This is a genomic window from Treponema sp. (assembly GCF_024696245.1).
Taxonomy (GTDB): domain Bacteria; phylum Spirochaetota; class Spirochaetia; order Treponematales; family Treponemataceae; genus Treponema_D.
The window spans coordinates 1-20,859 of record NZ_JAILGZ010000071.1; the positions used below are offsets into that span (position 1 = coordinate 1).

The following is a 20,859-nucleotide window of genomic DNA, read 5'->3' on the forward strand; positions in this document are numbered from 1 at the left end:
TAAACTTATCAACAGACTTAAGGAAACATTTGACATTGATATTACACCTGCAGAAATTATACCGGAAAACTTTAATTCTGCAGAAAGCCTTTGGGCAATGGTAGAAAAGCTTCAGTAAAATTTTCTGTTCCTGTCACTTAAAAAGCAAGCCCCTGGAAAATGAAATGCAATCAACTTGAGCACTTCAAACATCCAGGGGCTTTTTTTACCAATTATCTTATCAGTCCATATGGAACATCTGGCGCAATGGAATGCTTACCGGTGAATTATCCGGATTTACATCCATAATATCTGCCATCATATCCCACCACTTTCTTACAACAGGATCAAACTTCTGGTCATCAGCCTTATTACCCGGCTTAAGTTTCTGATAAGCAAAAAGAATATTTGTTTCTTCATCAAGAAAAATAGAATAGTCATATACACCGCTGTCAGAAATTACTTTTTTAAGTTCAGGCCAGATGGCATCATGACGTCTTTTATATTCATCAGCCATGCCAGGCTTAAGCTTCATTTTAAAAGCACACTGTAATTCACTCATAAAAACCTCCGGATAAAATACTTTATGAACGCTTTGATGTTACATTCTTTTCGTAAGACATGATTTCATCAATAATCTCAAGATCAGAAGGAACATTGCATTCCTGGCAGTAACGGTTCCATACTTCTCCGAATGGAAGGGTTTTGTCTGCTTCTATAAGGGCAAGGCGGGCAAAATAGTTACCACTGTCTTCGTATTCAAGGATTTTTTTATTTGGCTGAAGAAGAGCTTTAAGAAGTGACTTCTGTGTTGCCCTCTGTCCGATAACCCAGGCACCAATACGGTTAATTGATCCGTCAAAGTAATCAGTACCAATATGAATCTTATCCAGTTTTCCTGTACGAACCATTTCTTCTGCCATAGCACGAAGCTCATCATTAAAGAGAGTTACGTGATCACTGTCCCATCTTACACCTCTGGAAAGATGAAGAAAGATTTCCGGAACAAACATAAGTACAGAAGAAAGCTTGTCTGCAACATTTTCTGTTGGATGGAAGTGACCCATATCTACAGTAAGAAGAGTCTGATTCTTTACTGCATAACCCATATAAAATTCATGACTTCCTGCAACATAACTTTCTGTTCCAATACCAAATACTTTTGACTCAACGGAATCTTTAAGGTAATCCTTTGAAATCTTAAGGCTTAAAATATCATCAAGGGAAGAAGCAAGTATTACCCTGTAACCCTGGCGGTCTACAGTAAGGTCTTTCATACCGTCTGCAATCCAGATGTTATGAATACAGGCACTTCCCTGTTCCTTACCCATGTATTCTCCGATTTTACGACAGCGCTTTACATGTTCAATCCAGAAGTCACGGATTCCCTTGTCTTTAGAAGTAAGGGTAAGGCCTGAAGCTTTAGGATGAGAAAAAAGAGTTGAGTTAAAATCAAGGGGAACCTTGTGTTCTTTAGACCACTGTACCCAGCTTTCAAAATGAACTGGTTCAAGGGCATCCCTGTCAGCAAAACCTGTAGAAGAAAAATCTGCATAGTTTGCATGAACATTAAGACGATAAGTTCCTGGTGTAAGGGAAAGTGTTTTTTCAATGTCACTGCGGAGTTCATCCATAGTGCGGGCTTTTCCAGGATAGTTTCCTGTAACCTGAATTCCGCCGCCTTCAAGAGAAGCACCGGCATGTTCAAAACCGCCTACATCATCTCCCTGCCAGCAGTGCATTGATACCGGAATTTTTTTAAGGCATTCTATTGCCCTGTCTGTATCAACGCCCAGGGCTGCGTACTGTTCTTTTGCATCATTATAGTTTGAGTTCATAATTACTCCTTGATTTTTAGGATATCAAATGACACAAACTATACCTTAATGATTCAATCTTTAGTTAGCATTTTTCCGTCAGGGATCTTTTTGCACTTTCTTCAAGAATAATACCTGCTATTTCTTCAGGATTATACTTTGCAGTATCAATAATAAGGTCACAGAACTGATAATCATTATTATCAATATTATAAAGTTTCTTATATCTTTTTGAATCTTCACTGTCACGCATGGAAGTAAAGGCCTTTATTTCTTCCAGATCTCCACCTTCCCTGTTAAGGATACGCCTGGCACGGGTATCATCACTGGCATAAAGATAAACTTTAATGTCTGCTTCCTTAAGCATCCATATTGCAAGACGGCTTCCAAGAATGCAGGATTCCTTTTTTGCAAGTTCAACCTGTCTTGTATCAACTTCTATATCGTAGGAATCATCTGTCTTTGCATTTTCAATTACCTGAGCAAGGGTAAGGCCTTTTTCCTGAGCAAGCTGGCGGAAGGTAAAATTAATAAGCTTAACACCAAGTTTTTCAGAAAGAAGAGTACTGACTGTAGTATTACCACAGCCACTTTTTCCGCTTATTGCAATCCTTAATTCTTTATTTTCTTTAATCCTGTATTCTGACATAAAATTCTCCTTTGACAATACTATATACTTTTTATAAAAATATTTCAGCGGGTGATTTTAAAAGTGATTGCCGTTAAAGCTCAGGTTGTGTTTTACCCGCCAGGTTTTTAAAAGATCTGCCATTTCACCAAAAGGAGTTTCGTTATAATCAACCCTCTGCTGATAAATGGTATTGTCCCTGACTTCTATACAGGCAACATACTCTTTATCACGAAGTACATAAACAACAGTACATTCTTTTCTTAAAACTTTATCTTTATAGGAAGAAAGGCAGTTATGAAGTTCAGCTCCAAGATTACGGAGCATGGAAGAATCTTTAGGAAGAAGGAAATCATATCCCTCAATTGAATCAGTAAGGGATTTTTCAAAATCAGTATAACCAAATTCTACATTAACGTTTTCAAGTTCCCAGGCATATTTAGAAAGTATGTCGTGATTGTATCGTGTAGGCCCGTCCTTAATAAGCTGCCTGCAGAAACTTTCCGGCAGTCTGTCACTGTATCTTGTAAACATTCTCATGCAGTCAAAAAGTTCACAATCCCCGGAAGACCAGTCAAAGCGGCTGGCTGTATTCCATGCACAAAGCTGCCCTCTCTGGGGAATTGCTTTTTTCATAAACTCCATAAAGGCAGGCACTCTTTTAAAAACAGGAGAGCGTAAAATCCTTAACATTATGTTGGTATCAGTAAAACCACAGTCCATTAAAAACTTGTAATCCAGAAGTACCTCTGGTCTTTCCTGATAAAGAGTCCTTAATTTTCTAAAACTCTTAATTCCCAGATCTTCACAAAACTGATTATAACAGTCAGGATTAAGACGATTTACTTTAGAAGAATAGGAAACAACTTTATTTAAAAGAGGTTCATAAGGAAACTTTACAAGACTTTCAAGAAGGTCGATACCCTTAAGAGCCTTACATCTGGTCATGGATAATCCGGAATTGAAATTTATTACCGAAAGCATAAGGTCACAGGCGTAATCCATAACATTAAGGGCATAATCCGGATTTTTACGGCAAAAATTATAAAACGAACGGTCGTAATCTGCATAATCAGTTATCCTGCCCCTGTAATAGTCAAATACCGTCCGGTAGTTTTCTGATAAAGTGCCGTTTTTTTCCCTGATTACGTAATTAATTTCTATGGAATTTCTTTCCCTATGGTCTTCAAGGCAAATCCAGGCAATATTAAAAGGAAAATCGTACTTACGAACGTTAGTATAGCCATTAACTGCCTTAGAGCCAGCAGACAGCTTTTTAAAAGAGAAAGTTCCTGGAATCTGTAAAAAATAAGTTTTTTTGTTAAATGAAAAAGCCATATTTTTCCAAACGATTATTTCTTATTATTATCTTCGGAAAAATATGGCTTTAGCTTTAGTCCTTTGTATTTTTTAGACTCTTTATTCTATTTTTTATTCAACGTTTTTGCTTTGTTCCCTGATATTCTCAAGGGCATCCTTAGCATTAACAACCATGGCTCCAACTTCTGCAAACTGATTTTTAGAACCGATGGTATTGATTTCCCTGTTGGCTTCCTGACAGATAAAATCAAGACGCTTACCAGGCAGTGCTGACTGAGTAATCTCTTTTCTTAAAGCTTCAAGATGACTCTTTAACCTGATAATTTCTTCATTGATGGTATACTTTACAAGCATGGCTGCAACTTCTGTCATAATGCGGTTTTCATCAGCATGGTCTCCAAGAAGTTCATTAAAGCGGCTTGTAATCTGTTCCTTAAATTTTGCTTCCATCTTAGGCTGCCAGAGGGAAAAGAATTGAGCACATTCATCAAGGACATCAAGTTTTTTAAGAAGATCCTTCTTTAAGTTTTCTCCTTCCCTTGCCCTGTCTTTTGCAAACTGTTCAAGAACTTCTGTAAGGACAGGATTAATCTTGTCCCAGAATTTTTCTACATCATAATCATGAGTTACATTAAGAACTCCATCCTGATTTACAATAAGAGAAAGATTAATGCTGTCATCTTTTAGTCCAAGACTTGAAGCTACAGATTTGATTGCATCAAAGTACATTCTTGCAGCTGTGGTGTCTGCATTTACTTTAGCAGATGAATTAAGTTCCTTAATGCGGATGGAAAGATCAATTTTACCCCTTACTGCAACATTTGATACCGCCTGACGGATTCTGCTTTCTATAGGATTAAGGTAGGAAGGCATGTTAATGTTTAAATCCAGAAAGCGGTTGTTAACGGATTTTATTTCAACACTAAGCTGGGTTCCATCCTGAAGAATTTCCTTGTAACCATAACCTGTCATGCTGTTCATTTTGCTTCTCCAAATTCTTTTATTATTGCTTTACCAAGCTTCCAGTTATCTCCGGCACCCATTGTTACAAAAAGATAACCGTCAGGATATTCAGGGCCTGGGTTTGTATTAAGTAATTCTTTTGCAAAAGGAAGTGCTTCTTCTATTTCTTCAAAGTAGTTTACATTTTTATGATAGTGCTGAGCCTTTTCAAAAAGACTGCGGCCTGTAATATTAAAGTCTGCTATATTTTCTCTTGCAGAAGCATAAATCTTATGAAGGATTACTACATCTGCATTATCAAAGCTTGATGCAAATTCATCAAGAAGGGACTGAGTTCTTGAATAAGTGTGGCTCATAAAATCTACAATGATTTTTCTTTTGCTGTAAAACTGACGGTATCCTTCAAGGGTTGTTTTAATTGCAGTAGGATGATGACCATAATCATCCATTACAAGAACATTGTTTCCATCTGGTGTAACAAAATCTGCAATTTTTTCACTGCGGCGTTTACCACCTGTAAAGCTTAAAAGTCCCCTTCTTATTTCTTCTTCATAGTCCTGAGGATTTTTACCATCACTTACAAGCATTCGGCATGCAAGGGCAAGAGCTGCTGCTGCATCAAGAACTTCATGGTGTCCCGGAACTTTTAACTTAAGGTCTTTAATAAGATTGCAGTTAAAAATCTGACATTCATCTTTTATTACACAGTCAAGAATTTTAAAATCCCCTTCTGCCTTAAAGCCATAAGGAATCATTACAAGGTCAGGTCTTTTTTTTGCAGCAAGTCCTGCAGCTTCTACAGCTCCCTTGTCATCTGCACAGTAAATCAATTCACCATTTTGAGGAAGTTTGCAGATGTAATCTACAAAGGCATCACGAATGGATTCATAGGTTGGATAAAAATCCTGATGATCACTTTCTACGGAAGTAAGGATTATTTTCTGAGGACAGAAAGACATAAAGTGCTTCTGGTACTCACAGGTTTCTGCAACAAAATATTTTTTCTGATTTTCAGAAAGGGATTTAATTAAAGGAGAAGTATAAGTACAGGTAGAACCAAAGGAATTAATGATACTGCCTGCTAAAGTCTGAGCTGCAAGAGGAAGCTCTTTTAGGATTGTTCCTGTAAGTCCTGTAGTACTGGTTTTTCCGTGAACTCCGCAGATGCCGCAGGAATATGCCCTGGATGAATAGGAACCTAAAGCCTGAGTATACAGAAGGCATGGTATTCCTTTTTTTACTGCAGCAATAAGGTCAGGATTTTTATCCAGCTTATAGGCACTGGAATAAATTACATACTGAACCTTATCCGTAATATTTGCCTGGTCAAATGGAAGGGCTTTAAGGTTAAGTTTTTCAAGAATTTCATCAGTGTAAAATCTTTCTGAAACATCACTTCCTGTAATAATGGCACCGTTATGATAAAGGATTTCTACAAGGGCTGCCATTCCTGTTCCCTTGATTCCTACAAAATGAATATGAACTCCCTTTAATTCAAGGGGTAAAGATATATCAGACATAAAAGACATAATAGCGTTTTTTTTGCCTCTTGTCATTCATCTCCTTTAATTGACACAGACTTAAATAGTATTTAAACTTTTTTATTAAGGAGTTAAAACATGAAAAAAAAGTTATTTATAAGTGTAATGCTGCTTGCAGTTTCTGCAGTGTCAGTATTTGCAGCAGGTAAAAAAAAGAAAGGTGACTGGTGGAATTCTTACAGCCGTGCAGTAAAGGAAAACAATCTTCTTGTAAATGCAGGTATTGGTCTTAACGGAAATCTTGGTCAGGGTGGAGATCTTGATGCTTATATTCCTCCTTTTGAAGCCAGTGTTGAATATACAACCATGATAGGAGTTCCTATTGGATTTGGCGGCTTTATTGGATACACAAGCTACAGAACAGAAGAAAGCGTAACTGCTGCAGCTAGTTCCATTACAACTGTAAAGGAAAGGGATGTATTTTATTTTGGCGGACTTGCCAACTATCACTTTAACCTTGTAGACGAACTTGACCTTTATGCAGGTGCAAAAATTGGTCTTGATTTTAAGTCAGAAAATAAAAAAGTAACTTCTACAGTTTCCGGAGTAACCAGCAAGGTTTCTGAAGATGATGACTGGACAAGCCTTCACTTTGGAATCAATGCAGGAGCTACTTACTATTTTAGTGATTTCTTTGGGGTAAATGTTGAAGCAGGTTTTCCTACAATACTTCGTGTAGCTGCAAGTTTTAAATTTGATTTCTAATATTTTTTAATCACACTTCTAAAGCTTTAAAAATATTAAGGGCTGCACTTTATTCCCCACAGGTTAAAGTGCAGCCCTTTTAATTTATAAAAAAACTCAGACTTAAAAACTAGTTAAGAAGATATGAAGCAAGAACTGCCTTCCAGTTAAAGCTTGATAAGTCATCAAGTGCTGTATATCCCGTATTTGTATTGCAGAGGGCTGTTGGAGCTGTAGGAAGAGCTATCTGAGAATCTGCATTACGGAGATCACTTTTAGCCCAGTAAATGGCAGTAAACAAAGTCTTTGTTCCGGCAAAAGTATAAGTGTCATTATCATCAGACTCATTTTCTGTTGCATTAAGAGGGAATGTCTTATAAGTATAAGAACCGGCACTCATACCAAGACTTTCAATAGCTACAGAAGCATGGGCAAGAACTGTAATACCGGCTCCAAGGGTAATATCTTTATCAAGATTTGTACTGCCTGTTTTACCTGTATAATCTTCAGGACAGTAAATTACATCTAAATAAAGATCAGGATCTTCACCCTCTTCTTCGCTGCTGGTAACATATACAGGGAGTTCACACCAGGTATATTCAGGTCCTGAAAGTTCATCAGCAACTTCATCACAGCCTGTAAAAGCAAAGCTTCCTGCAAGAACTACTGCAGCAGTAAGCAAACCAAAAATTTTTTTCATAAAAATCTCCTCAACATTTAGGGCCTAAGATTTTTTATAGAATAATCTTAAACCTTTCTTTGCATATTATAATACAAAAAAAATCACTCTTCAATAAAATATCAAAGCTGTAAAACTTTAAGACCCATACTTAAAATAAGCTGATATCTATTCTCCGGAAGAAGAGCTGTCCAGCTCTGTATAAGAACCTACTCCATATCTGTAGTAAATAAAATTATTTACCTCTGCAATTTCTTCTTCCGTAAGAACTGTATCGTAAATCATTACACAGGCAATGTAGGTATACCCTGGTGTTGTATCCGTATCAATTCTTGTTCCAAGGAATACATTTGAAATTGTGTCACATATTCCAGATGTAGTTGTAAGCTTGTTGTAAAAATAACTTGAATAATTGGTAGATATTGTATTAGCCCCATATTCATAATTATCCCCATAAGTTTCATAATCCTGAAGACACCACCAGCGTATTGCTGAATCATTTGGTCTTGTCGGGTGTTCAGAAGGATGACACTTGTAATAAGATTCCCTTTCACTTTCTGTAGACAATTCACTGTTCCATAAAGCCTGATAAAGCTGACCTTCTCCATTACTCCAGGGTTTTCCGTAAGCATAACCAAGAGAAGTATTAGATAAATTAGATGTATTTAGTGAGCCTGTAAAAGAAAGAAGACTTTTTTTGCCGTTAAGATAAGCATAGGTATTGGAAACTGATTCTGACTGAAAATCAGCTACGGCACAAATAGTATAGGCTGTTGCTGAACTGGCAACTTTTACTTCGTTATCATCATCTTCAGAATCATCAAAATAAAATCTGTAACTGCCTGCATAACCATTGCCGCTTATCATATGTACATATTTTGCAGAAGAAGCCCAGCCTACAGAAGTATCATAGTTTCTTGAATAAGTTCCAAAGGAAGGAAATGAATTGCTGTAACCATTGGAAGCAGAAAAGAAGAAAGAAGAACTAACTGTTGTTCCCTTTTGAAAAACAATAAAGGTAGTAGTTCCTGTTTCTGAATTGGTTGCAATTTTTCCCTGAGCGGTAAGCCTTTCATAATTTGTAAAATACAATGCAGGCTGATCATTCATTGTAGACAGGGTTTTATATGAAGGAACATCACTATTAAAGGCTACTGCATCATAACCATTGCCGCTGTAGTCAGGCATACGTACAACCTTACCATAGCTGTCAAAATCTGAAGAAGAAACCAGATCTGCCCTTAACCATAAGTTAAGATGATCTCCCTGAACATCAGAAGGCTGCTTGTAACCTGAACCTGTAAGCCTTATAGAAACAGCGGGGTCTGTAGAAATAACCAGGTCAGCCTCGTCCCAGCTGCTTGCAGAAGAAGGTTCATACTTTACTGTAATGGAAGCACTTTCTCCAGGCTTTAATACAGAAACATCACTTTCTACAAAAGAAAATACATTCTGGCTTCCTTCTACATAAGAAATGCTTATATCAGACAGGGAAATATCACTGTCCTCTTCTGAGGTATAAATAAAAGTTTTTTCAGAAGAAGATGCAGTGTAACCAAAGTCCAGGGCTGTATAATCACATTTGTAACTTATAAGGTCAGTATTAATATTTGGAGTATAACTGATACTTACACCTGAAGACAAAGTTCCCTTTTTATTTATTGTCTGAACGGTAAACTCATAATTGTTTCCTGTATCAAGACCATAGATAGTATAAGATTCCCTTTTAGTCATATCTTCTACAAGATAAGCTTCCTGTCCCTGAATGGCAGAAGAAACCCTTACCTTTACAACATCATAATCTTCCGGCAAAGTCCAGGATAAACTTACCTGACCTGTAGAAGAAATATTCTGTGCAAGATCAGATACATCTGCAGGAGGAACATTAAAAACTTCTTCATATACAGAAGAGGAATATTCACCATCACAGTCAGTTAAAAAAGCAGAAGCAAGTAAAAGGATTGCGCCAGTAAAATAATTAATTTTCATAAAGCGTAACCTCCTAGTCAGTAATTCCATAGCGGAGTTTAAGATAAGTTGATACAGAAGCAATTTCTTCATCAGTTAAAGCAGTATCATAAATAATTACGTCCCCGATATAATTGTGAAGATTTGTTCCTGTATTGGTAAGGGTTGCACCAAGATAAACATTGGCAATTGTTCCCATAGTGGCACTTTTATAAGTAACCTTATTTGAATAATAGGCAGTCATATCACTTTGAGCTGTTCTTTTAAGTACATTACGCAGGTAATACCACCTTAAGGCATAATCATAAGGTCTTGTAGGATGTTCAGAAGGATTAAGCTGATAATAAAGTTGCTTGTCAGAATCATCAGTTAAAGTTTCATCACTTTCATTCCATAAAGTTTTATATAAATGGCCTTTTCCGTCACTCCAGGGTTTTCCGTAGGCACATCCATTGTTATATTTGTAATTAGCTCCACTTTCAGAGCAGTCATAGGTCGATGTATTGAGGGAATGTGTATAGCTTAAAAGCTGTTTTGTTCCATTAAGGTAGGCAAAAATATTTGCATCTGTTTCTTCAAGATTAAGAAGGGAACAAACAACATCAGGCTTAGTAAAATCACATGTTTTTACAATATTATCCTCTTCTTCTGAATCATCAAACATATACCTTACGCCTGACATTCCGCTGCCATTAACGGCAACACCCCATCTTTGTGTAGTTGAATACCCCTTATCCTCGTCAAAATAAAGCCTGCGGTTTGACATGATAGGATAAGAAGTAGAATAACCATTTGTACAGATTAAAAAGTTATAGTCTCCGTTACTGGCACTGGTCTGCTGAGTTACTATAAATGTGGTAGTTCCGTTGCTGGATTTTACGATTTCTCCAGATGCCCTCAGGCGTTTAATTCCATCAAAGAAAACTCCAGGCAGATTATTCATTGACTCAATTGAAGAAACATAGGCTGGAGGCATGGTATCAAATTCTTCTGCATCAAAACCATTGCCGCTGTAATCAGGTAAAGACTGAACATTTCCATAGGAATCTATATCTGAAGAAGAAATCATATCCGGCCTTAACCAGAGCCTTAAATGTGAAGACTGAATGTCAGAAGGCTGTTCAAAGCTTGAAGCAATAAGCCTGATTCTTACTTCCGGATCCTGACAAAGTACTAAGTCAGCTTCATCCCAGGAAGCTTCTTCAGAAGGAGTATAGGTTACGGTAATATTACTTGTTTCTCCCTGAGCAATCTGGGATAAGGAGCTTTCATTAAAAGTAAAGGCATTTTCTGCACCGCAAACATATTCAATTACAGCAGATGAAAGATCCAGACTGTCATCATAAATTGAAGTATAGGCAAAGGTCTTTTCTGTCTCTGTACTGCAGTAACCAAAATCCAGAGCTTCCTTGTCATACAGGTAATCAATTAAATCTGAATTAATATTTGGACGATAGGAAAGAACTGCACCGGAAGAATAAGTCCCCTTTTTGTTAATTACCTTTACAGTAAAGTCATAACTTCTTCCTGTTTTAAGACCGTATACGTCAAAACTTGTTGCCTTAGAAATTATTTTTTCTGTCTCAAGATTACCATGGGCAGGATTTGCAGAAATGCTTATGTATTCAATGTCATTATCTTCCGGCAGCTGCCAGGTTAAAGTTACTACATCCTTAACCTGACTCTGAGTAAGATTAAAAACATCAGAAGGAGCTATGTTATAATTATTTTCGTAAACAGCAGAAGAATATTCTTCTGTGCACGATAGTGCACAGAAAAGCGCCGTCATTATCAGGCCTGCCATTATTCTATTTAAAATCTTCATCCTTAAATTCCTCCTGCTCAAGTCACACTACTGCAATAAGGGCCTGAACAATGTCTTCATCATAAAGATTTGCAGAATTCTCAAGTTCAAGAACAGCAGTATTTCTGTCCATAATTTCCCTGTAATTCCTGCTGGAAATAAGGGCTACATAACTTTCTGCAACCCTTAAAACCCTGGCTATATAAGGAATATCCTTTCCTTTAAGTCCAGCAGGATAACCTGACCCGTCCATATTTTCATGATGCTTGCTTACTGCATCCTTAAAGAGACTTTTGTATTCTTCATCTACAAAGAAAATCATTTTTTCTCCGGAAGAAGTATGAGTCTTTAATACTTCAAACTGGTCTTTAGAAAGAACTTCCGCCCTTAAAATTGAAGTATCAATACTTAAAAATCCTATGTCGTAGACTAAGGATGCTGCATAATGCAAAAGAGTATCCTTCTGGTTATAACCCATTTCCGTAGAAATCTTAAAGACAAGTTCTGCAACCTGACTGGTAACATTGTGCCTGTTTGTGGCACTGTCAATCTGCGAACCATATTTACGGCAGGTTTCTATAAGGGAAGTAATTTTCTGTATTTCAGCTGACTGATCACCTGAGTTTCCAATAAGAAGACCTGAACCTGCTGCAATAGCAGGTATGCCGGATACAGAAGGAAGAGCCTCCTGTACTACCCCTGACCTCATGGCCTGCATTGTCTGTACAGTAGCCTTAAGCTGCTCAGACTGAATTTTCTGCTGCCTGCTGAAAAAGAAAATCATTATTATGATTACAAGTAAAATTGCAGAACCAAGACTTACAAGAAGAATAATATTAAATTTTTTATCTTCTTCTGCAGTATTCTTTGCACTTTCATTGCTTGCATTCATGCTTTTAATAAGGTCTGTCATTTCTGAGTGACGCTTCTGGTCATCTTCAGAAACTTTTTTCTCATGTTCTATCCTTAGCTGTTCAAGGCGGGCATTTTCTTTTAAAAGCTGTTCCCTTTCTGCCTTGCGGCTGGATTCAAAAGCCATAAGAAGTTTTTCAAGTTCCTGGGCAGAAATACCGGAATAGCTTTCTATTCCCGCAGCCTGATTTTCTGAAGAATCCTCCCCCTGACCGGAAGATAAAGCTTCTTCCTTTTCTTCAGCTGCCTTACGTTCACTTTCCTTAATCTGCTGAATAAGAGCCTCTTCCTTTAATTTTTGTTCGGCCTTTTCTTTTTCTATACGGGCAAAATAATCATCAGCTTTTTTTACATAAGGTTTAATGGCATTTTTAATTCCATCTTCTGCATTTTCAAGATCGCTTTCTATTGAATAAATAAGTTCCCATTTTTCGTTTTTTACATATTCCTCAGCCTGGGCAGTTACAGCTTTTTTTACGGCAGCCTCAAATTCATAAGGCACATCTTCTCCATTATAAAACTTTACTATGAACATTGCATAGGAATAAGCTTTTTCTGTATTACCAACAATAAGATTTTTGTTAATAAGGTCAGAAGCCCTGTTTACTGCTGCCTGAGAAAACAGTGAAAATGTAAAAAGAAAAAAAAGTGAAAATAAAAGTAATAATTTTTTATAACTATCTTTCATTTAAAATAATTCCTACAGAAAGCGCAGCATCCAGATAGGATTCACTGCTGCTGTCAATGACGAATATGTCAAACCTGTTTTTTTCTGCAAGATATATGCCGATCAGAGGTTTAACCCTGAATACATATTTAAATGAAACTTCACCGCCTAAAGCAAAGTCAATCATGGAATCAGCTGCTGATGAACATAAATCAAAATCAAGGAAGGCTGTCATGGAGAAATCAGGAAGGATTTCAAAACCATCAAGTCCTATACCAATTGCCGGAAAAGATAATACCTTATAAAGGGAAGCATCAGAAGTTACCCAGCGGCTCTTATAAGCAGCACTTACAGAAAATGGAATAGGAAAAACAGGAGAAGTTACAGCAGCCCTCATGTTTAAGTCTGACTTTTCTCCCTGACCAGAAAGAATCACCGGCTGGTAAATATAATCCAGACCTAAATCAAGCCTGATTCCAGGGTGAACAAAAGAAGCTTTAAATTCAGCTCCAAAACCATAACGCATTGCAGAAGATTCTTCTGCAAAATCAGTAGAAGACAAATTAAAAGAAAGTGGAATAAGACCTGCTTCCAGAGGGAAGTTTCTGTATGAAACTTTTGCAAGGCTCCTGTAATATTCCTTTACGGAAACTTTATAGTCTGCCATTCTCTGTGCCTTAAGTTCTGCCTTTTTCTGTTCGGCAACAATAAGGGCTTCCTTTTCTTCCCTAATTTTGTCCTTTTTTGCTTTCTCAATTGAAGTATACATTTCCTGAGCCCTGGAATTGTCCATGTTAAAAAGAAGAACTGTTTCCGTAAGTTCCATGGCCAGATCATAATTTGATGCCATTACAAGATTACCTGCTGCATCAAGAACCCTTTCTTCCATTTTGGAAGCATCACTGCCGGAAGATTCAAGTATAGAAAGGACAAGATCACAGTTGCCGTCATTAACAGCCTGATCAAGAGCTCCAAAATCCTGAGCAACAAGAGGAGTTACAGCGAATATAAGTAAAGCTGCAAGTATTTTTACATTTTTCATTCTGCTCATCCTTATAATAAATTTAAGATTTAATCCTACCATATATTGTGTAACAGAATCTCCAAAAAATCCACTTTTTAGTATTATTTTTTGAAAATTTCTTCTATTTATTGTTCGGGCTGAACTTTTTTGAAATGTTTTTTAGCGTTGTCCTGAAAGTTCAATATAAATCTGGTCTGCAATACCAAAACCAGAATTTTTAGTAAGGCTTTCTGCAAGATTATCGTACATCATGTCGTCATACATTTTTCTTGCATAATCATTATCACTGCCGGAAAGGCTTGTATGTTTAATTGTATTGCGCATGGAAGAAAGCATCATTTTTACCATATAGTTTTCCATTTCCATGCTCTGGGCATAAAGATCTGATGTTTTATCAATAGTGATTTTTTTACCTGAAGAAGATGTGGCATTTGCAGCAAATCCCTGAGGGCTGGCATCCTTATCTTTTTCAGAAGTAAAGGTTCCGTAAAAACCCTGGGTGTAATCCCCGTTAAGCTTATGATTTCTGGCAATCTGGCTGGAAGAAATGAAAGTTGTAGAGGAAGAGGCAAGATTCTTTTTAGCACTTTCTACAAGAGCCTTAAAGTTTTCGTGTTCTGCACTGTCCCTTACCGAATTTAAAATATATGAAGAGTTTCCTAAAGTTCCTGTAATACCTGTTCCGCTGATTCCATTTACTGCCATTTTATTCTCCCCAGCATAAAAAAAGCTGCTCCCTTATAAAATCGGAAAAGCAGCCTTATTTCATTAGTTATATTTGTTTTCAGTAACCCCTGATTAAATCAGCATTTAACGCTTAAGCTGACTTGCAGTCTGAAGCATGGAATCACTGGTCTGAATTGCCTTTGAATTAAACTCATAAGCTCTCTGGGCAACAATCATCTGTACCATTTCGTTTACAACGCTTACGTTACTCATTTCAAGGTAACGGTGCTTTGTTATACCCATTCCCTCTTTGCCAGGGCGGGAAGCAATAGGATCTCCGGAAGCATTTGTAACCTTGTAAAGGTTATCTCCTGTATTTTCAAGACCTACAGCATTAGGAAAGCGGTAAAGTTCTAACTGACCTACTTCTACAGGTTCAACCTGGCCGTCAACCTTTACACTTACCTTACCAAGATCATTAATATTAAGGGTTTCAATCTGAAAACCTTCAGGAAGAATGATTTCTGGCATAAGCCTTAAACCGTTGGCAGTAACCATCTGTCCTGTTGAATCAACCTTAAAGGAACCGTCACGGGTATAAGCCCAGCTTCCGTCATACTGCTGAACCCTGAAAAATCCTTCACCCACGATAGCAATATCTGTATCAACACCAGTTGCCTGAAGGGAACCCTGAGTCATAATACGCTGGGTTGCACCTACTTTAACACCACAGCCCATCTGAAGTCCTACAGGTGTTACAGTATCTTCTGTAGCAGGAGTACCTGCCATTTTTACATTCTGGTAAACAAGGTCTTCAAATTCAGCACGATGCTGTTTAAAACCTGTTGTATTAACGTTAGAAAGGTTGTTTGAAATTGTATCAATATTTGCCTGCTGTCCGTTCATTCCAGTAGCAGCATTCCATAAACTTCTTACCATATTTTTTACCCCGCTCTCTTTACTCTCTTATTATCAGTTTACAGTTACAACCTTAGACCAGAGGGTATCCATCATGGAATCCTGGGTTTGAACAGTCTTCTGATTGGCTTCATAAGCACGGTTTACTTCAATCATCTGAACCATCTCGTTTACAACATTAACATTACTTGTTTCTGTGTAACCCTGAATAATCTGAGGACGGTCATCACCTTCTGCAATAACTGCATCCCCTGACCAGCGGCTGGTATTATAAAGTGAAGAACCTGTCTTCTGAAGGTAACGTTCATCGTCAAAACGAACCAGCTTGATACGGTCAATAAGGGAACCATCTTTCTGGTTATAAATCATGCCGTCCTTGTTAACCATAAATCTGTCATCTTCTACATGAATGTCCCCGTTTTCACCCTGAACCGGATATCCTTCTTTGGTAAGGAGAATGCCTTCTTTTCCAAGAATAAAATTACCGTTTCTTGTATAGCGTTCTCCCATAGGAGTATTTACTGTAAAAAAGCCCTGTCCGCTTAAGGCCATATCTGTATTTGTATCAGTATTCTTAAAGGAACCCTGAGTAAAATCAGTGTAAAGTTCATTGGTTTCTACACCAAGACCAATTTTTCCGATAATAGGCTTTACGTCTCCAGAACCGAATGGTGTGGGATATACACCGTCTGCACGGCTTCTGCGCAAAAGAAGTTCGCTGAATTCCTTGCTTACAGGAATATCTTTTTTAAATCCTGTTGTATCCACATTAGCAAGATTATTTGAAATTGCATCAAGTCTGTTCTGCTGAGCAGTCATTCCGCTAGCACCAATGTACCATCCACGAATCATAGCCTTTCAATCTCCTGTATTAATTATCGGAAAGGGATTTTTTTTCTTAAGGGAATGATTTTAAATTTTCTTTACATATAATAAAGTTGAAAATTAATAAAAGTGATTTATACTTTATCTGATGAAATTACTACGTTTTTTTGCAGCGCTAGTAATAATCCTTTTACTAGCTCCAACAGCATCATTCAGCCTCTCCTATAATGAAAATAATCATGAAAGACCTGAAATTCTTCTTGGACAAAAGGAAAAAGAAGCGGTTTTAAAACATAAAAGACTGAATGTAGTAATTGATCCTAACTGGAAACCCCTTGAATACAACAAAACCCCCGGTGAAAACAACTTCAATCCGGCAGGTTTAAACGTTGAATATCTTAAAGAAATTGCCGCAATACTAAATGTAGAACTTAACTTTATTGCTACTGAAAACTATACTCAGAGCATTGACCTTATACGTAACAACAAAGCAGATATTATAAGCGGATATACAAGACTGCTGGATATCTTTAAGGAAATCAGGCAAAGTACCTTTTCTTACAGTTCACAACTGCTCCTTGCCTCTACAACAGGATCTCTTCCTGAACCCGGAGATGTAGTTGGAATTACAGAATTTCCTCCTGAACTTATTGAAGAACTGAAAAAAGAAATTGGCGTACAAAACCTGATAATCCAAACAACTCCAAAGCCAGAAATTACTCTGGACAAATTTAAAAGCGGAGAATTCAAATACATAATAATTGGACAGCCGGAACTAAGTTATACAGACAAACTTCCTGAACATAAAGCATTCAATCTTTCACTTACATATTACCAGCAGTTTGGATTCAGCAGCAAAATTGAACCGGAATTTATTACTGCCTTCAATAAAGCTATTAAAACAATTCCAACTTCTGAACTGAACCTTATTTTTTATCAGTTACAAAGAGAAAAAGAACTTGAAAAAGAAAAGAATCTGCAAAAAATGGAAGTCTTTCATACAAGAAGCATTTTTTTTCTATCTCACACTGTAATACTTGCTGCCCTCATAATAAGCATAATGCTTGCCTTTCTCAGATATAAGATTCACGAAATTACTTATGATGATATAACAGGCCTGCACACATACAGCCGTTTCAGAAGGGATGTCATCAGGATACTAAAAAAACATAGGGAAGAAAAATACATATTTCTCTGTATTAACATAGATAACTTTGGTTTTATCAATGACAGTTACGGCTTTAACTATGGAAATAAAATTCTTTCCAGAATTGCCAGGCACTTTATTGAAGAATGTAAAAAAGGAGAAAAATACTGCCGTTATTATGCAGACACCTTTATTTTCTTCATAAAAGCACCTGAATCCTTGCCGCTCATAGAAGACAAAGTCTATAAACTTACAGACGTAAGTTCCCATATTGCCGATATGCTTCCGAATAAATACATAATGACTTTCAGCTCAGGTGTTTACTATATCAACAGGGATGAGGACATAAATGACATTACAGGTATGGTTACAAAAGCAAATATTGCAAGAAAACTAAATAAGAAAAATTTTGTAACCCATCGTACTGCTGAATATACACAGGAGATGAAAAAAGAAAATGACTGGAACAGGGAAATAACCCTTTCAATGAACAAAGCTCTTGAAAACAGAGAGTTTATAGTTTATTACCAGCCGAAATTTTCACTTAAGACAGGAAGAATCATAGGTGCAGAAGCCCTTATAAGATGGAATAAGCCTGAGACAGGTCTTCTGGGGCCTGATAAATTTGTTCCCCTTTTTGAACATAACGGTTTTATAGAAAAAATCGATATCTATGTTTTTAATGATGTCTGTCGTTTTATAAATGAATGGAATCACATCGATAACGGAAACTGCCCTTACCCAATTACAATTTCCTTTAATCTTTCCCGTTATCATCTTTATGATACAGACCTTATAGAAAAACTTACAGGTATAAGCAGAAACTTTCAAATTGAACCAAACTGTATTGAAGTTGAACTTACAGAAAGCATTATGTTTGACAACATGAAAAGACTTGTAAGGGTTATGAATGACATAAAGAAAGCCGGATTTAAAATTTCTGTAGATGACTTTGGTTCTGGTTACTCTTCCCTTAATATTTTAAAAAACATGCCTGCTGATGTCATAAAGCTGGACAAGGAATTTCTCCATAAAACAGAAGACACATCCAAAGACAGTATCATAATGGAATCAGTAATAAACATGGCTAAAAAACTTAACATGCAGACTGTTATCGAAGGAATTGAAACAAAAGAACAATCCGAACTTCTTACAGGTATAGGTTGTGATATTGCCCAGGGATTTTATTTTGCAAGACCAATGCCTGGAGAAGACTTTCTTGATCTCCTAAAAAAATATATATAAAAGTTTGCAAAATTGAATTTGCGGGTTTATAATTTTTATATCAGATAGAAAAAAAAATCTTGGAGGATTTAATAATATGGCAGAAAAAAAGTATGAAGAACCACGCGTACTTGCAATTATTTTAGGAGGAGGAAAAGGTACACGTCTTTACCCCCTTACAAAAGAAAGGTCTAAACCAGCAGTTCCTTTTGGTGGAAAATATAGAATCGTAGATATTCCTATTTCTAACTGTATTAACTCTGGATACAAGAAGATTTACCTTCTTACCCAGTTTAACTCAGCTTCACTTCACCTTCACATTATTAATTCCTATAACTTTGACCGTTTCAGCAGCGGTTTCGTTCAGATTCTTGCAGCAGAACAGACTCTTGAACATTCAGGATGGTACGAAGGAACAGCAGATGCTGTACGTAAAAACCTGGGACACTTCCACCGTCAGGCACCTACCCACTACATCATTCTTTCCGGAGACCAGCTCTACCGCATGGATCTTAAAAAATTTATGGACCAGCATATTGCCAGCGGCGCAAATATTACAATTGCAGCAAAGGCAGTAAACAGAAGTGATGCTTCCGGCTTTGGTATCATGCAGGTAAATGATCAGAATCAGATTACAGCCTTTATGGAAAAACCTGCTAAAGATGCAAATATTGACGACTGGAAAATTCCTGCAAAATCAAGAACAAAGGATCTTACTCCGGATCTTGAATACCTTGCTTCAATGGGTATTTATATTTTTGATGCCGCAACAATGGATGAAATGCTTAACAATGACTTTACGGACTTTGGTAAAGAAATCATTCCAATGGCTATCAAAACAAAAAAAGTTTCTTCTTACATCTTTAACGGATACTGGGAAGACATCGGTACAATTAAATCTTTCTATGATGCAACCCTTGACCTTACAACACCTGTACCACACTTTAATTTCTATGAAGAAGAAAAACCAATTTACACCCACATGAGAAATCTTCCGCCAAGCAAGATTAATAATGCAGACATGACTGCTTCCCTTGCCAGTGAAGGTTGTGTTATTACAAATGCCCGCATTCAGCATTCTGTAATCGGTGTACGTTCAATTATCAATGAAGGCTGTGACCTTGAAGGTGTTATCATGATGGGAGCAGACAGCTACGAAAGTGATGACATTAAGGCTTACAATAAGAAAAAGGGAATTCCTAATATGGGAATCGGACGCAACTGTAAAATCAATAAGGCAATTATTGATAAGGATGCCCACATCGGAGAAAACTGCTGCATCAACATCAGCGGTAAACACTACGATGACGGCGACCACGGTCTTTTCTACAGTGCAGACGGTATCATTGTTATCCGCAAGGGTGCAGTAATTCCAGACGGAACAGTTATCTGATAAATCGAGGTTAGTGACTGCCGGATCCCGGAACTTTTTTTTAGAAGGTCCGGGATTTTTTTTGCCCTGAAAAAATATATTTTAAATCAGGGTCCGTAATTTTTTTTTTAAGAATTTATAAAATCAAGAAGAAGCCTGTAGGCTTCAAGAACCTGTCTTGTTTTATCTGCAGCAACTTTCTGTACGACAGGAGTCTTTGAGTTTTTATCAGGATGATAAATATTAAGTTTTTCTTTATATGCCTTTCTTAAACTTTCTTCATTAAAATCAGAATTCAGTCCCAGAAGTCTCAAAGCCCTTTCTATTTGCGGTGTAATAGTTTTTTCAGGATTCTTTTGAGGCCTGAATATTTTAATCTTTTCTTCTGCAGAGATTTTTTCTTTACCAGCCTTATTACCCGCCTTATTATCAGCTGAAGTAAAATTCCACCAGAATTTTTTATTATCATTTTTACTTTTGAATATTTTTTCTGCTGAATATTTTTTAGAAGCTGAGTTCTTGTAAAGGTCACTGACTCTTTCCTTATCAGACTCACCGTCTGACTCCCTATGAGAATCTAAAGGAGAATCCTTAAAGAAAAAATTTTTCTGACTGTCTTTAGGAGGATTATCTTTGGGAGATTCTTTTGAAGAAGAGTCTACATAGCCTTTTTTAAGGGATTCGTTAAGTAAATCCCCAAGACGGTCATACATTGTTTCCA

Annotated in this window: 18 protein-coding genes; 3 read left to right on the top strand and 15 right to left on the bottom strand. The window is 37.0% G+C overall.

Going from position 1 to position 20,859, the window contains the following annotated elements:
* Window positions 1–220 precede the first annotated feature (220 nt).
* The 6 genes from rhaM to murC all read right to left on the bottom strand — a co-directional run bounded on the left by rhaM (window position 221) and on the right by murC (window position 6,227).
* Complete coding sequence (rhaM, locus tag K6D58_RS04830; RefSeq protein ID WP_296828195.1) at window positions 221–541, bottom strand: L-rhamnose mutarotase; 321 nt, start codon at window positions 539–541, stop codon at window positions 221–223.
* A 22-nt stretch (window positions 542–563) separates the two neighbouring features.
* Complete coding sequence (locus tag K6D58_RS04835; RefSeq protein ID WP_296828197.1) at window positions 564–1,817, bottom strand: L-rhamnose isomerase; 1,254 nt, start codon at window positions 1,815–1,817, stop codon at window positions 564–566.
* A 64-nt stretch (window positions 1,818–1,881) separates the two neighbouring features.
* Window positions 1,882–2,445 (bottom strand): (d)CMP kinase, encoded by a 564-nt coding sequence (gene cmk, locus K6D58_RS04840; protein WP_296828199.1) that lies wholly within the window; start codon window positions 2,443–2,445, stop codon window positions 1,882–1,884.
* 57 nt (window positions 2,446–2,502) lie between these two features.
* Window positions 2,503–3,762 carry a PcfJ domain-containing protein gene (locus K6D58_RS04845; protein WP_296828201.1) on the bottom strand — a complete coding sequence of 420 codons (1,260 nt, stop codon included), beginning with the start codon at window positions 3,760–3,762 and terminating at the stop codon, window positions 2,503–2,505.
* Between the two features lie 93 nt (window positions 3,763–3,855).
* A complete protein-coding gene (locus K6D58_RS04850) occupies window positions 3,856–4,725 on the bottom strand; it encodes a YicC/YloC family endoribonuclease (protein WP_296828202.1) in 870 nt (289 codons plus the stop codon).
* Window positions 4,722–6,227, bottom strand: a complete 1,506-nt coding sequence (gene murC, locus K6D58_RS04855; RefSeq protein WP_296828204.1) for a UDP-N-acetylmuramate--L-alanine ligase — start codon at window positions 6,225–6,227, stop codon at window positions 4,722–4,724. Before murC ends, K6D58_RS04850 begins: the two co-directional genes overlap by 4 nt.
* 99 nt (window positions 6,228–6,326) lie before the next feature.
* Between murC and K6D58_RS04860 the strand changes: the two genes are divergently transcribed.
* Complete coding sequence (locus K6D58_RS04860; RefSeq protein ID WP_296828206.1) at window positions 6,327–6,953, top strand: outer membrane beta-barrel protein; 627 nt, start codon at window positions 6,327–6,329, stop codon at window positions 6,951–6,953.
* 109 nt (window positions 6,954–7,062) lie between these two features.
* Here K6D58_RS04860 and K6D58_RS04865 read toward each other — a convergent pair whose 3' ends face one another.
* The 8 genes from K6D58_RS04865 to flgF form a co-directional block, all read right to left on the bottom strand.
* Window positions 7,063–7,632 (bottom strand): hypothetical protein, encoded by a 570-nt coding sequence (locus tag K6D58_RS04865; RefSeq protein ID WP_296828208.1) that lies wholly within the window; start codon window positions 7,630–7,632, stop codon window positions 7,063–7,065.
* 147 nt (window positions 7,633–7,779) lie between these two features.
* Entirely contained in the window at window positions 7,780–9,600 is a 1,821-nt protein-coding gene (locus tag K6D58_RS04870) for a fibronectin type III domain-containing protein (protein ID WP_296828210.1), read from the bottom strand.
* Window positions 9,601–9,613: 13 nt separating this feature from the next.
* Complete coding sequence (locus tag K6D58_RS04875; RefSeq protein ID WP_296828211.1) at window positions 9,614–11,404, bottom strand: fibronectin type III domain-containing protein; 1,791 nt, start codon at window positions 11,402–11,404, stop codon at window positions 9,614–9,616.
* A 22-nt stretch (window positions 11,405–11,426) separates the two neighbouring features.
* A complete protein-coding gene (locus tag K6D58_RS04880) occupies window positions 11,427–12,983 on the bottom strand; it encodes an HD domain-containing phosphohydrolase (RefSeq protein WP_296828213.1) in 1,557 nt (518 codons plus the stop codon).
* Window positions 12,973–14,004 (bottom strand): hypothetical protein, encoded by a 1,032-nt coding sequence (locus K6D58_RS04885; RefSeq protein ID WP_296828215.1) that lies wholly within the window; start codon window positions 14,002–14,004, stop codon window positions 12,973–12,975. The genes K6D58_RS04880 and K6D58_RS04885 overlap by 11 nt, the downstream gene beginning before the upstream one ends.
* A 141-nt stretch (window positions 14,005–14,145) precedes the next feature.
* Window positions 14,146–14,691: a rod-binding protein gene (locus K6D58_RS04890; RefSeq protein WP_296828217.1), complete on the bottom strand. Its 546-nt coding sequence runs from the start codon at window positions 14,689–14,691 to the stop codon at window positions 14,146–14,148.
* Window positions 14,692–14,796: 105 nt separating this feature from the next.
* On the bottom strand, window positions 14,797–15,591 hold the full coding sequence (gene flgG, locus K6D58_RS04895) for a flagellar basal-body rod protein FlgG (RefSeq protein ID WP_296828219.1): 795 nt from the start codon (window positions 15,589–15,591) through the stop codon (window positions 14,797–14,799).
* A 33-nt stretch (window positions 15,592–15,624) separates the two neighbouring features.
* Complete coding sequence (gene flgF, locus K6D58_RS04900) at window positions 15,625–16,422, bottom strand: flagellar basal-body rod protein FlgF (protein ID WP_296828221.1); 798 nt, start codon at window positions 16,420–16,422, stop codon at window positions 15,625–15,627.
* 121 nt (window positions 16,423–16,543) lie between these two features.
* On the opposite strand from flgF, the gene K6D58_RS04905 reads away from it, so the two are divergent.
* Together K6D58_RS04905 and K6D58_RS04910 are read left to right on the top strand one after the other, a co-directional pair.
* Complete coding sequence (locus K6D58_RS04905; RefSeq protein ID WP_296828223.1) at window positions 16,544–18,787, top strand: EAL domain-containing protein; 2,244 nt, start codon at window positions 16,544–16,546, stop codon at window positions 18,785–18,787.
* Window positions 18,788–18,863: 76 nt separating this feature from the next.
* Window positions 18,864–20,159, top strand: a complete 1,296-nt coding sequence (locus K6D58_RS04910; RefSeq protein ID WP_296828224.1) for a glucose-1-phosphate adenylyltransferase — start codon at window positions 18,864–18,866, stop codon at window positions 20,157–20,159.
* Between the two features lie 107 nt (window positions 20,160–20,266).
* Here the strand turns inward: K6D58_RS04910 and K6D58_RS04915 are convergent, their stop codons facing one another.
* Entirely contained in the window at window positions 20,267–20,851 is a 585-nt protein-coding gene (locus K6D58_RS04915) for a J domain-containing protein (RefSeq protein ID WP_296828237.1), read from the bottom strand.
* Between the last annotated feature and the right edge of the window lie 8 nt (window positions 20,852–20,859).

Excerpts from the sequence above, each read along its gene's own strand:
- K6D58_RS04835 (WP_296828197.1), bottom strand. The coding sequence starts at position 1,817 with ATGAACTCAAACTATAATGATGCAAAAGAACAGTACGCAGCCCTGGGC.
- murC (WP_296828204.1), bottom strand. The coding sequence starts at position 6,227 with ATGTCTGATATATCTTTACCCCTTGAATTAAAGGGAGTTCATATTCAT.
- K6D58_RS04845 (WP_296828201.1), bottom strand. The coding sequence starts at position 3,762 with ATGGCTTTTTCATTTAACAAAAAAACTTATTTTTTACAGATTCCAGGA.
- K6D58_RS04880 (WP_296828213.1), bottom strand. The coding sequence starts at position 12,983 with ATGAAAGATAGTTATAAAAAATTATTACTTTTATTTTCACTTTTTTTT.
- flgG (WP_296828219.1), bottom strand. The coding sequence starts at position 15,591 with ATGGTAAGAAGTTTATGGAATGCTGCTACTGGAATGAACGGACAGCAG.
- cmk (WP_296828199.1), bottom strand. The coding sequence starts at position 2,445 with ATGTCAGAATACAGGATTAAAGAAAATAAAGAATTAAGGATTGCAATA.
- K6D58_RS04865 (WP_296828208.1), bottom strand. The coding sequence starts at position 7,632 with ATGAAAAAAATTTTTGGTTTGCTTACTGCTGCAGTAGTTCTTGCAGGA.
- flgF (WP_296828221.1), bottom strand. The coding sequence starts at position 16,422 with ATGATTCGTGGATGGTACATTGGTGCTAGCGGAATGACTGCTCAGCAG.
- K6D58_RS04910 (WP_296828224.1), top strand. The coding sequence starts at position 18,864 with ATGGCAGAAAAAAAGTATGAAGAACCACGCGTACTTGCAATTATTTTA.
- K6D58_RS04905 (WP_296828223.1), top strand. The coding sequence starts at position 16,544 with ATGAAATTACTACGTTTTTTTGCAGCGCTAGTAATAATCCTTTTACTA.
- K6D58_RS04870 (WP_296828210.1), bottom strand. The coding sequence starts at position 9,600 with ATGAAAATTAATTATTTTACTGGCGCAATCCTTTTACTTGCTTCTGCT.
- K6D58_RS04890 (WP_296828217.1), bottom strand. The coding sequence starts at position 14,691 with ATGGCAGTAAATGGAATCAGCGGAACAGGTATTACAGGAACTTTAGGA.
- K6D58_RS04860 (WP_296828206.1), top strand. The coding sequence starts at position 6,327 with ATGAAAAAAAAGTTATTTATAAGTGTAATGCTGCTTGCAGTTTCTGCA.
- K6D58_RS04915 (WP_296828237.1), bottom strand. The coding sequence starts at position 20,851 with ATGTATGACCGTCTTGGGGATTTACTTAACGAATCCCTTAAAAAAGGC.
- rhaM (WP_296828195.1), bottom strand. The coding sequence starts at position 541 with ATGAGTGAATTACAGTGTGCTTTTAAAATGAAGCTTAAGCCTGGCATG.
- K6D58_RS04875 (WP_296828211.1), bottom strand. The coding sequence starts at position 11,404 with ATGAAGATTTTAAATAGAATAATGGCAGGCCTGATAATGACGGCGCTT.
- K6D58_RS04885 (WP_296828215.1), bottom strand. The coding sequence starts at position 14,004 with ATGAAAAATGTAAAAATACTTGCAGCTTTACTTATATTCGCTGTAACT.
- K6D58_RS04850 (WP_296828202.1), bottom strand. The coding sequence starts at position 4,725 with ATGAACAGCATGACAGGTTATGGTTACAAGGAAATTCTTCAGGATGGA.